The 11,955-nt window shown below is 58.7% G+C and carries 11 protein-coding genes; 9 read left to right on the forward strand and 2 right to left on the reverse strand.

All coding sequences use genetic code 11. From position 1 onward, the window contains the following. Position 1: 1 nt before the first annotated feature. The 6 genes from mrdA (at position 2) to lipB (ending at position 6,218) form a co-directional block, all read left to right on the forward strand. Positions 2-1,891, forward strand: coding sequence for a penicillin-binding protein 2 (gene mrdA, locus AC5JQH_RS14970; protein ID WP_014576128.1), 1,890 nt, complete (start codon positions 2-4; stop codon positions 1,889-1,891). Further along, a complete protein-coding gene (rodA, locus tag AC5JQH_RS14975; RefSeq protein WP_008176427.1) occupies positions 1,891-3,033 on the forward strand; it encodes a rod shape-determining protein RodA in 1,143 nt (380 codons plus the stop codon). The genes mrdA and rodA overlap by 1 nt, the downstream gene beginning before the upstream one ends. A 123-nt stretch (positions 3,034-3,156) precedes the next feature. Continuing rightward, a complete protein-coding gene (locus AC5JQH_RS14980; protein ID WP_493805727.1) occupies positions 3,157-4,050 on the forward strand; it encodes a septal ring lytic transglycosylase RlpA family protein in 894 nt (297 codons plus the stop codon). 57 nt (positions 4,051-4,107) lie between these two features. Beyond that, positions 4,108-5,274, forward strand: a complete 1,167-nt coding sequence (locus AC5JQH_RS14985) for a D-alanyl-D-alanine carboxypeptidase family protein (protein ID WP_053114581.1) — start codon at positions 4,108-4,110, stop codon at positions 5,272-5,274. 30 nt (positions 5,275-5,304) lie between these two features. Further along, entirely contained in the window at positions 5,305-5,574 is a 270-nt protein-coding gene (locus AC5JQH_RS14990) for an HP0495 family protein (protein ID WP_008176421.1), read from the forward strand. Positions 5,575-5,579: 5 nt separating this feature from the next. Next, positions 5,580-6,218, forward strand: a complete 639-nt coding sequence (gene lipB, locus AC5JQH_RS14995) for a lipoyl(octanoyl) transferase LipB (RefSeq protein WP_008176418.1) — start codon at positions 5,580-5,582, stop codon at positions 6,216-6,218. A gap of 1 nt (position 6,219) precedes the next feature. Here lipB and AC5JQH_RS15000 read toward each other — a convergent pair whose 3' ends face one another. Further along, positions 6,220-7,311 carry a GGDEF domain-containing protein gene (locus tag AC5JQH_RS15000; RefSeq protein WP_008176416.1) on the reverse strand — a complete coding sequence of 364 codons (1,092 nt, stop codon included), beginning with the start codon at positions 7,309-7,311 and terminating at the stop codon, positions 6,220-6,222. Positions 7,312-7,563: 252 nt separating this feature from the next. Here AC5JQH_RS15000 and AC5JQH_RS15005 point away from each other — a divergent pair, with 252 nt between their 5' ends. Further along, on the forward strand, positions 7,564-9,009 hold the full coding sequence (locus tag AC5JQH_RS15005; RefSeq protein ID WP_008176414.1) for an ABC1 kinase family protein: 1,446 nt from the start codon (positions 7,564-7,566) through the stop codon (positions 9,007-9,009). On the opposite strand, the gene AC5JQH_RS15010 is transcribed toward AC5JQH_RS15005, so the two are convergent. Further along, on the reverse strand, positions 8,949-9,392 hold the full coding sequence (locus AC5JQH_RS15010; protein ID WP_008176412.1) for a YqaA family protein: 444 nt from the start codon (positions 9,390-9,392) through the stop codon (positions 8,949-8,951). The genes AC5JQH_RS15005 and AC5JQH_RS15010 overlap by 61 nt on opposite strands. A 60-nt stretch (positions 9,393-9,452) precedes the next feature. On the opposite strand from AC5JQH_RS15010, the gene AC5JQH_RS15015 reads away from it, so the two are divergent. Together AC5JQH_RS15015 and AC5JQH_RS15020 are read left to right on the forward strand one after the other, a co-directional pair. Then, the gene (locus AC5JQH_RS15015; RefSeq protein WP_493805728.1) at positions 9,453-11,579 is read left to right on the forward strand and encodes a methyl-accepting chemotaxis protein; all 2,127 of its coding nucleotides are present in this window, start codon (positions 9,453-9,455) and stop codon (positions 11,577-11,579) included. A gap of 120 nt (positions 11,580-11,699) precedes the next feature. Beyond that, positions 11,700-11,954 carry a GrxA family glutaredoxin gene (locus tag AC5JQH_RS15020; protein WP_008176407.1) on the forward strand — a complete coding sequence of 85 codons (255 nt, stop codon included), beginning with the start codon at positions 11,700-11,702 and terminating at the stop codon, positions 11,952-11,954. Position 11,955 lies beyond the last annotated feature (1 nt).

Raw genomic sequence — 11,955 nt, forward strand, 5'->3', positions numbered from 1 at the left:
TATGCCATGGGGTGAGTTCAAGGATACGGCAGCGGAACGCCGGCTGTTCCAGCGGCGGAGCCTGGTCATGCTGGTGCTTGTCATGCTCGCTATCGGTGGCCTGATTGCCCGGATGTACCAGCTTCAGGTCGTGGAACATGAGATATACACCACGCTCTCAGACAAGAATCGCGTCCAGGTCCAGTCCGTGCCTCCTCCCCGGGGGCTGGTATACGACCGCAATAACACCCTGCTGGCGGAGAACCGCCCCGTTTTCAGTGTGACGCTTGTGCCCGAGCGGGTACAGGGCATGGACGATACCCTGGCGCAGCTTGACGCGATCCTGGAGATCTCTGAGGAAGACCGCGAACGGTTTCAGCGTCGGCTTCAGGAGCCCCGCCGACCCTTCCAGGAAATCCCCCTTCGCTATGACCTGAATGAGCAGGAGATGGCACGCCTCGCCGTGCATCGCCACGAGCTACCGGGCGTCGAGGTCAAGGCTGAGCTGGTACGGTATTACCCCCACAGTGAGCTGACGGCCCATGCCCTGGGATTTGTCGGGCGTATCAATCGGGATGAGTTGCAGAGGATCGATCCGGTCAACTACGCAGGCACCAACTACATCGGCAAGTCGGGCATTGAGCGGTTCTACGAGGAAATCCTCCACGGCCAGGTCGGCTACCAGCATGTAGAAACCAATGCCCGTGGCCGGACTCTCAGGGTTCTGGAACGTGAGAACCCGGTTCCCGGGGAGGATCTGCAGCTGCATCTGGATCTCAGGCTGCAACAGCGTGCCCACGAGCTTCTTGATGGTCGTCGGGGCGCCATCATTGCCATAGAACCGGATACCGGCGGCATTCTCGCGCTGGCCAGCGTGCCGGGGTTTGATGCCAACAAATTCGTCACCGGTATCAGCGTCAACGATTATCGGGAATTGAGCGACAGCAAAGACAAGCCCCTGTTTAATCGTGCCTTGCGCGGTCAGTACCCGCCAGGCTCAACCCTCAAGCCCATGCTTGCGGTCGCCGCCCTCGACAGTGGCGCGACCACCCGGGATTACACCATCTGGGATCCGGGGCATTTCCGACTGAATCAGGGTGGCCGGGTCTGGCGCGACTGGAAGCGGACGGGGCACGGCTGGGTTGATCTCAAGGACGCTGTGGCCGAATCCTGTGACGTCTACTTCTACGAGGCGGCGGTCGAAATGGGCGTGGATACCATGCACAGCTACCTGTCTCATTTTGGCTTCGGGGAAGACGCGACGCTTGATGTCTCCGGGGCCCTGAGCGGCTTGCTTCCTTCCAGAGACTGGAAAAGGGCAGTGCGCAATGAACCCTGGTATCCGGGAGATTCCGTGAACCTGGGTATCGGCCAGGGCTTCATGTTGGCAACACCGTTGCAACTGGCGACAGCGACCGCCCTAATCGCCAATCGAGGCGAGTGGGTCGAGCCGAGGTTACTGAAAGATATCAAGGGGGATCGCCCGGTCGAGGAGTTCCTACCCGCCGAAACCCACGAGCCGCTCAAGTTGAAGAACCCGGACGACTGGGAGTATGTGGTGGAAACCATGGTTGAAGTCATGCACGGAGCGAAGGGCACTGCCCGGGGTGCTGGTCGTGGTGCCCCCTACAAGATGGCAGGCAAGACAGGAACTGCCCAGGTCTTCAGTCTGGCCGAGGATGAAGAATACGATGAGGAAGAAATCCGCGAGCGGCTTCGGGATCATGCGCTTTTCGTGGGTTTTGCGCCGGTAGATAACCCGAAAATTGCCGTCGCCGTTATTGTCGAGAACGGCGGCAGCGGCAGTGGCACCGCGGCACCGGTCGCGCGGGCGCTGTTTGACTCCTGGTTGCTGGATTATGGCCAGGGGGATAGCGCATTGGTCAGTGGTGTCGGCGAGGTGGCTGACTGATGGCGTTCAAGGCGTTACTGGATTCAACCGCAAGCAACCCTCTTGGCCGGCACCGGAGCATCTGGACAGCGCTGCATCTGGATCCAATCCTGTTGCTGCTGTTACTCCTGCTGGTTTCCGGCGGGCTGTTCGTACTCTACAGCGGTGCCGACCGGAACCTTGAGGTCGTCAAGGCCCAGGGCATCCGGCTGGGCGTGGCGTTTGTCGTGATGCTGGTATTTGCCCAGCTGGATCCCTCGGTGTTTCGCCGTTGGGCGCCGTGGCTCTACGGCGCCGGTATTGTGGCCCTGATTGCGGTTCTGCTGGTGGGCGTTGGTGCCAAGGGTGCGCAACGATGGCTGGCTATTCCGGGACTTCCGCGTTTCCAGCCATCGGAATTGATGAAGCTGGTGGTTCCCATGATGGCGGCCTGGTATCTGTCCAGGCATTTCCTGCCGCCCAGATTCCGGCATGTAACCGTCGGGCTGGCGATCGTTCTGGTGCCCATGGTCATGATCATGCAGCAGCCGGACCTGGGGACCTCGCTGCTGGTCGGCATGGCCGGTATCTTCGTGGTGTTTTTTGCGGGCATCAGCTGGAAACTGATCACGGCGTTCGTGGCCATGGTGTCCGTTTCGGCCCCGCTGATGTGGTTCTTCGTCATGAGGGAATACCAGAAACAGCGTGTGTTGACGCTTCTGGACCCTCAGAGTGACCCCCTTGGCGCCGGCTGGAACATCATCCAGTCCAAGACCGCCATCGGTTCCGGTGGCGTGGATGGCAAGGGCTGGCTTCAGGGAACCCAGTCGCACCTGGAGTTTCTGCCAGAGAGTCATACCGACTTCATCGTCGCAGTGCTGGCTGAAGAGTTCGGGTTCGTGGGCATGCTGATCCTGATGACGGTGTATTTCCTGATCATACTGCGGTGCCTGTATATTGCCGCGACAGCCCAGGATTCATTCAGCCGCCTTCTCGCGGGTGCGCTCACCATGACGTTCTTCATCTACATCTTCGTAAATGTCGGGATGGTAAGTGGACTTTTGCCAATCGTTGGTGTGCCATTGCCCCTGATCAGCTACGGTGGGACATCGGGGGTCACCCTGATGGCAGCCTTTGGTGTTTTGATGTCGATTCATACCCATCGGCGAATGATTGGCGCCTGATTCGGTCAATCAAACCATGGCCACAGGGTAATGGTGATTCCGTCGGAGAACCCGTTACAATGAAGGCTGGACCACCGGGAACCTGATACCGGTGGCCAGTGTAGTCAAGAGGAATTCCGGACAGTGAACTGCAAGCCCTCATTCTCCCTCCTGCTGTCGGTGGTTGTGTCGCTGATACTCAGCGGCTGCGCGTCGGCCCCGGAAACGGACCATTCGTCCCGCTATACCCTGGCAACTGACAGGGCCCCTTCGGGTAACTTCGATGTGTCCGGTCTTGACGATGCGGTTCCGGTTTACGAGGCCCCCAGGAGGGCGGGCAACAAATCGCCCTACCAGGTCTGGGGCAAGCAATACCACGTGCTCGACAGCAACGACGGTTATGTCGCACGGGGTACGGCGAGCTGGTACGGCGAGAAATTTCATGGCCACAAGACCTCCAACGGCGAAACCTTTAACATGTACACCATGTCCGCCGCGCACAAATCCCTGCGAATCCCCGGCTATGCACGTGTAACGAACCTTGATAACGGTCGCTCGGTGATTGTCCGTGTCAACGACCGCGGTCCCTTTCACAGCGACAGGATCATCGACCTGTCATACGCCGCTGCCAAGAAGCTGGGGTACCAGGCCAGGGGCACGGCCCGTGTAGAGGTGGCTGCCATCACCGTCAGGCCGGATGGCGCCATGTTCATTGCCGGCGAGCCTTATTCCCCGGGAGATCCGGCCGGATACGCTGAAAGCCGGGTGGAGGCAAGCGGCGACATGGCCATGACCAACCGGTCATTGTTTGTGCAGCTGGGGTCCTTCAGCAGCCGGGACCCGGCTGAAAAACTGCTCAGTCAGGTGAGGGCGGTGCTGGAGAACCCAATGCGAGTTCGGGAAGTGGATACCTCCGCGGGGCGCTTCCATCGAGTTCAGGTGGGCCCCTTCAATGACGAAGACAGCGCCAGGCGCACCCAAAGCCTGCTGGAAGCCCGTGGTTTCGATCAGTCTATCCTGCTGACCGACACGCACTGAATAAGCCGAACACGACATATTTAAAAAAAATACACTTAACGACGAATGAATGGACCCATGGCCTTAAACTCTGCTTTTCGAACTCTCTCCGTTGTCCTTGTGCTGATGCTTGCCCTGACAGGCAAGGCAATGTCCCAGTCGGTGCTGATTCCGTCGCCGCCGCAGATTGCCGGCAGCTCCTACGTGTTGATGGATCCCAAGAGCGGACGGATCATCATGGAGGAGAACAGCCACGAGCGCTTGCCTCCGGCCAGTCTGACCAAAATGATGACGGCCTATATTGTCGAGCGTGAGCTTGATGAGGGCCGCATTGCCATGTCCGACATGGTTCCCATCAGCGTTAATGCCTGGAAGACCGAAGGTTCGCGCACCTTCGTTCGGGAAGGCACCCAGGTTTCGGTCGAAGATCTGCTCAGGGGGGTCATCATTCAGTCGGGCAACGACGCGTCTGTTGCCCTGGCGGAATTCGTTGCAGGCAGTGAAGGAGCCTTCGTTGACATCATGAACCAGCAGGCCCAACTGCTGGGAATGAAAGACACCAATTTCGTGAACGCGACCGGCCTGCCCTCGCCGGAGCATTTCTCAACAGCCTATGACCTGGCGATGCTGGCCCGCGCGATCATCAACGATTACCCGGAGAACTATCCGCTCTACGCTGAAAAACATTTCACCTACAACAACATTCGCCAGCCGAACCGGAACAGTCTGCTCTGGCGCGATGATAGCGTCGACGGCCTGAAAACAGGCCATACCGAGGAGGCGGGTTATTGCCTTGTTGCCTCTGCCAAACGCAACGACACCCGTTTTATTGCCGTGGTTATGGGCACCAACAGTTCAGAAGCACGGGCCCAGGAAATCCAGAAAATGCTGAACTACGGCTTCCGCTACTATGAGAGCGAACGCCTGTTCCGGTCAGGCCAGGAGCTCATCGAAGCCCGTGTCTGGGGCGGTCAGGCTGATCAGCTCTCCGTTGGCATGACTGAGGATGTCTACGTGACCATTCCACGGGGTTCACGAAACGATCTGGAATCGACGGTCGACCTTGATTCTGTGATTAAGGCACCCATTAAAGTTGGGGACGAGCTGGGACGGGTGAAGGTCTCCTATAACGGCGAGGTACTGGTTGATCAGCCGGTGTTGGCCCTGACCGAGGTTCCCGAAGGTGGCTTTTTCAAACGCATCTGGGACGCCATCAAGCTCTTTTTCATTCAGTTATTTCAGTAAGGTGATGTTGATCCCGGGGAGTAAAACGGCATGAGTGAGCCGAAAGCACCAAAAATTGAGTTTCCTTGCGACTATGTGATCAAGGTGATTGGCAATGCGGCCCCGGATTTCACCGAGTTCGTGGTCGAGGTTGTGGAGCAGCATGCCCCCGGAATCAGCGAGACCGATATCACCGTTAACGACAGCAGCAAAGGCCGTTTTTCCTCGGTTCAACTGAAGATTGTGGCCACGGGTGAAGCGCAACTGAAGGCCCTGTTCGAGGATCTCAAGGCCAGTGGCCGCGTACACATGGTGCTCTGAGCCCGATGCCTGACCTGATTGTCCGATCCCTGGGTGAGCAGCCCTATCTGGAAACCTGGGAGGCCATGAAAGCCTTCACCGCTGACCGCGATGACAGTGTGGCGGATGAACTCTGGTGTTTGCAGCATCCGCGGGTTTATACCCAGGGCCAGGCGGGGAAGGCCGAACATATTCTTGCCCCGGGCGACATCCCGGTGATCCCGGTGGATCGGGGCGGGCAGGTGACCTACCACGGTCCCGGCCAGCTCGTGATTTACCTGATGATCAATCTGACTCGCAAAAAACTTGGTGTACGTTCTCTGGTGGACGAGATCGAACAGGCCATCGTCCGCACGCTTGCAGAATTGGGCGTTGAGGCCGCTCCGAGACCGGACGCCCCGGGCGTTTACGTGGGCGACGCCAAGATTGCCTCGCTCGGACTGAGGGTTCGCCGGGGTTGTTCCTTTCATGGCCTGGCGCTGAATGTGGATATGGACATGGAGCCTTTTCAGCGCATAAACCCCTGCGGCTATGCCGGAATGGCCATGTGTCAGGTTCGCGACTTTGTTCCCGGTGTCACACTGGCTGACGTGCAGCGGCGGTTGTCGCAGCAGCTGGTCAGTGGCCTGGCTCACCACGATGTCGATTTCCGCGAGGGCTGGTAGCTCAGGCCGCGGCTTCATTCTCGTAACCGCATGCGCGGTTACGTCCCTCGGATTTCGCCCGATACAGGGCTTCGTCTGACCGCTGCAGCAGGCGATCGATGGATTCCGAGCCACGGATCGACGCCACCCCCACACTGATGGTTGCCTGAATCGGGCCCTTCTCCGTGCTTACGGATCTGGCGGCAAAAGCTTCACGGATCCGGTTTGCGGATGCCAGCGCCTCCCCGGTATTGGTTTCGGGCAGCAGAACCAGGTACTCCTCACCGCCCCATCGGGCCAGCGTATCAACTTTGCGGCATTGTTCCCGAAGGGTCCTGGCCACCAGAATGATCAATTCGTCACCCACATGGTGCCCATAGTTGTCGTTAACGCTCTTGAACAGGTCAATGTCCATCAGCAGCACCGAAAAGGGCCGGGCGTTGCGAAGATAGCGCTGATACTCGATGTCCAGTTGCTCAAGCGCTTCGCGGCGATTGGCCAGGCCGGTCAGGGCATCGTGCTTGGCGGCATACTCGAATTCCGCGGCCAGCTTCAGCAACCCCAGCTTGCTGCGTCGACGGCTCTGGTCAAGGATGTAACAGGTGACCATTTCAAAACCCAGCACCGCTATCATGGTGATTCTGAAACTGGTGCTGTGCGGCGGATCGAACAGGAAATCCCCCAGTGGGCTGAAAAGGAAGATGACGGCGGCGAACCCGCCACAGCAGGCGAGCACCCCAACCCGGGATTCGCTGATGTAGAAAATGATGGGCGGGTAGGCAAACAACCAGATAATGGCGGAACCGTCCTCTACCGCGTTGATAGCCAGGTAGGTGAACAGCACCGTAATCAGGGTTATGAAGCCGCGACGCTGCAGGGTCTTGTTACCGAAGAGCAGGTAGCTCACAGAGTTGACGGCAAGAAGAACGGCGAAGCCAACCAGTAGTGGCGGCGTGATCGGGTCGTTCTGCAGGCTGGAGCGCCAGGCAAAGAAACAGAGCAGGGGCACGGCAACAGCGGTCAGCCAGTTGATCAGGATCGGGACAGGAATCTCGCCCTTGACCCGGAACTGCGACAGCTCCGTATCCGGCGTTTTTCTTGCGGATTGCGGCATTTTCAGATCTTGTTGTTGTGATAGTCGTTGTTGGACCTTACGTATCTAGAAATACTAGACCGGTTTCCCGGCGGAAACTGTGTCGAAACGTAAACGATCCGGTTGTGCAGATGTAAACCGGCAACGGGGCTGGCGCATTGGCCCCGTGGCCGCGGCAGGCCGGTCGACTCGGTTAGGTCAGCTCCCCTGACTATCCGTATAATGGTGTAAGCCGCCAAACGTGGTGAAATTCTCTGATCCGAACAGGTCACTATGTCTTCCAGACGTTCAGGAAATTCGGTTTCCCGCATCAAGACAGGCAGTTTCGAGCGCAGGCTGAGTCTGACCCGTGCCGGGTTGTTTGCCGGTACCCGTATGGCCTCACATATGGCAACCAACTGGTTCAGCACTCGGGAAAATCGGGAAAAACGTCACCGCGCCATGCTTTCGAGCCAGGCCCGGTTCCTGGTGGATGAACTGGGCAAGTTAAAGGGCAGCGTGGTCAAGATTGGCCAGGTTATGGCTCTGTACGGCGAGCATTTTTTGCCCGAGGAAGTCACCGAAGCGCTCCACACCCTGGAAGATCAGACCACTTCTCTGGAATGGCCGGCTATCGAGCGTGTGCTGAAAGACGAGCTGGGCGCGGAGCGTCTGGCGCAACTGGATGTAGAGCCCGAGCCTATTGGCGCTGCGTCGCTGGGGCAGGTCCATCGGGCCTGGCGCCGCAGTGACGGCCTGGAGCTGGTGCTGAAGGTGCAATACCCGGGCGTTGCCGACGCGGTAGACAGCGACCTGAATGCTGTCGCCCAGTTGCTGCGAGTGGCCAGGCTGGTCAGTTTTGGCCCCGAGTTCAATGACTGGCTGGAGGAAGTCCGGCAGATGATGCATCGGGAGGTGGACTATCGCCTTGAGGCGAAGACCACCGAGAAATTCCGCAACATGCTGGCATCGGATCCGAGATTCATTGTGCCCAGGGTCCTGCCGGAGTTTTCAACCGAGCACGTTATTTGTTCAACCTACGAGCACGGGCATTCGGTCAGTTCCCAGTCGGTCAGGGACCTGCCGCTGGAACGTCGCAGTGCCCTTGGCAAGGCCGCCCTGGAGCTGTTTTTCCGGGAATTGTTCATCTGGGGCGAAATACAGACCGATCCCAATTTCGGCAACTACCGCATCCGGATTGCCGGGGAGGAAGGGGATGACCCGGGGTACGACCGTATCGTCCTCCTCGATTTCGGCGCCGTGCAGTCCTACTCGGACGAGTTTCTCAAACCGGTCATCCAGATGATCAAGGCATCCTACGAGAACGATCTCGATGCGGTAATCGATGGTGGCGTGAAGCTGCGTTTCATGAGCACCGAGTGGCCGGAGGAGGTACTGGAGAAGTTTGGCCAGGTCTGCATGTCGGTGCTTGAACCGCTCTCCAGCGACAAGGATTCCTGGCCAGACTATGCAGTAAACAGCCACGGCCAGTATCGTTGGAAGCAGAGTGAGCTGCCGTCCCGGGTGGCGCGTCAGGCGGCCCGGTCGGCGATCAGTCGCTATTTCCGCGTGCCCCCGAAGGAGTTCGTGTTCCTTAACCGTAAACTGATCGGGGTCTACACCTTCGTTGCGGTTCTGAATTCCGAATTTAACGGCGAGCCGCTGCTTCGGAAATACCTCTACGGTGAAGGTGACGATGCACCGGACGCCTCCGCGACGAGCCAGAGCACAAAGGCGTAGCGGGCCCCCTTGCCGATTCCTACCAGTATCACAAAATTGAGCCACGGCACGCGCATGATCCCGCCAACCAGGGTCAGCGCGTCGCCGCCCAGAGGCAGCCAGCCCATCAGCAGAGACCATTGGCCATATCGGTTAAAGCGGTTCCTCGCCTTGTGCAATTGCATCTCGCTGATCGGAAACCAGGGTTTATGCTTAAAGCGATCTACCTGCCGGCCGATAACTCCGTTAACGACCGAGCCCAGCGTGTTACCCAGTGTTGCCCAGAACCACAGCCACCACCAGGAGTAACCCTGTGTTATCAGCGTGCCCAGCAGAACTTCCGAGTAAGCGGGCAGCAGCGTGGCAGCGGCGAACGCGGTCAGAAATAGCGTCAGGTAGGCCACCGGCTCCTCCGTGCTCTAAAATAGAATGAACCCCCAACTCCCCGCAGGTCCGCCTTCACCATGAAACAGTTATCGCTCCGCTTCAAGCTCTACGCCCTCGTTGTGTCCCTGCTTCTGATAATGGGCATCAGTATCGTGGTGACTGCCCAGCTGTCTCTCGGAGCCATGGAGAAGAGGTTGAGTGTCGAGACCCGGGATACGGTGCAGGGCATTGTAATGGATCAGCTCAGCGCAACCGCTGGCAAGTTCGGCGAGCTGGTCAGTGGTCAGTTTGCAACTGCCTTTCGGACCCCGGAAGTCGTCCGCAATGTTATTACCCGCAATATTCAGTCCGACAGTTCCGGTCGAATCAGCAGGACGGCCCTGCAGGAGACTGTTGGCGCCGTGCTTGAGGAGCAGAAAAGTCTGAGCTCGATATACGCACAGTTCGAGCCGGATGGCTATGACGGGCAGGATCGCTATTTCACCGGTGGTGTTGAGGAGCACAGCAGCGACGAGGGCACCCTGGAAATCTATTACTACCGGGATCCGGAGGGCAAGGTTCACTTCAGCCGCACCGAGGACCCGGCTACGAAGTATCTGGATAGCCTGAACGAATTCGGGATTCGGGAAGCCGAGTGGTATCTGTGCTCGCGGGACACCAAGGCACCCTGCATCATGGAGCCCTATGATTACGAAATCAGTGAGGGCTATTCCGAGCTGATGACCAGCCTGGTGGTTCCGATTCTGGACGACGGAGCATTCGCCGGCGTGGTGGGCGTCGATATCAATCTCTCGACACTGCAAAGAACCATTTCTGGTGTCAGCAAGGAACTGTTTGACGGCAAGTCCAGGGTCACGCTGATCAGCGAGCAGGGTCTTATCGCGGCATCCAGTCATTATGAGGCTCATCTTGGTCGGCCCCTCCCGGAAGCTTTGCCGGAGCATGGCGATACCTTCTCAGGACTGCATCAGGGTGAGGGGACCTTCGATGACGGCCAGACCCTGGCCGTGGCCTATCCCGTCGAAATCAGCCTGCCCGATGCCGAGTGGTCGTTGTTGATTGAACTGCCAAGAGATGCCGCGCTTGCCAGCGTTTCCGAAATCACGGGCCTGCTGTCAGACGAAGTGGCCGCGACCGCGACCCGCCAGACCCTGGTAGGCATCGGTGTCGTGGTTCTTGCTGTTGTCGCCCTCGTTCTCCTGGTCCGCTCGGTGACCCGCCCGCTGGATGAGATCCGGGATCGCATGAAGAACCTGGCCAGTGCCGAAGGGGACCTTACCCGTGAGCTGGAAATCGACACCCACGCCGAGCTGATCGAGCTGGCTGGCGGATTCAATGCCTTCCTGGCGAGGCTGAGAGAGATGATCAACGACCTGAAGGATGTAAACGCCAAGGTCCGCGAACAGGCCAGGGATGTCGGAAGTATTGCGGTTGAGACCGATGAGCAGACCGGCAGGCAACATCAGGACATCGACAGCGTGGTGACCGCCATGAACGAAATGTCTGTCGCTGCCGGTGAGGTCGCGGGATTTGCCGGCGAGGCGGCGGACAACGCCCGGATGGCCCAGGACGGCATCCGCTTTACCCAGGACACCTTGTCGTCCGCAGTCAACGGCGTGAGCGCGGTGGCCAATGATATGGGCGAGGCCAGCACTGCGATCGGCCAGGTGGCCAATCGCAGTGAGGACATCAACCGGATTCTGGATGTCATCCGTGGCGTTGCAGAACAGACCAACCTGCTGGCGCTTAACGCCGCCATCGAGGCGGCAAGGGCCGGTGAGCAGGGGCGCGGCTTTGCCGTTGTCGCCGATGAGGTCCGAACCCTTGCCTCCCGGACGCGGGAATCCACCGATGAAATCAGCACCATGATCGACGGCCTCAAGCAGGATGTGAACGGGGCGGTTTCGGTGATCCAGAGCGGTGTTGATCGCGCCACCTCGGCGGTGGATGGCACCCAGGAGGCGGCCCATTCCCTGGCCACGGTTGTCGAGCGGATCGGAACCATTGTCGAACACGTGACCCAGGTGGCGACCGCAGCGGAAGAGCAAAGCTCGGTGAGCGAGGAAATCAATCGCAACCTCACTCATATCGGTGACGCCGCCAACGATCTCCGGGAACTTGCTGGTCGCGTCAAAGGCAGTGGTCAGGCCCTGGACAATGAAGTGCAGGTTCTGGAGCGGGAGCTCGGTCGCCTGAGGACATGATGGGCGGCTACTATGGTGGCGATTCAAAGCATCAATTTTAAATTAGCGTATGCCGTGCCATCATTCAGCCATAGGATTGCAGTCCCGAAACATACAGTCAGAGACTTTAGGGAGGTGTTTATGGAGCAGGTCACGATTTATGGCCGCTCGAGTTGTGGTTTCTGCGTTCAGGCAAAGCGCCTGTGTGAGGCCAGGAACATTCCCTACGTCTGGGTCGATATGATCGAGAAGGGCATGAGCAAGCAGGATATCGCGGACAAGATTGGCCGTCCGGTTTATACCGTGCCGCAGATTCTGGTGGGCAACCAGTACGTGGGTGGGTTTGATCAGTTCTACGCCTACATGCGCGACCAGCAATCGGAGCTGGCCCGCTAAC

Source organism: Marinobacter sp. H13, from assembly GCF_059072335.1.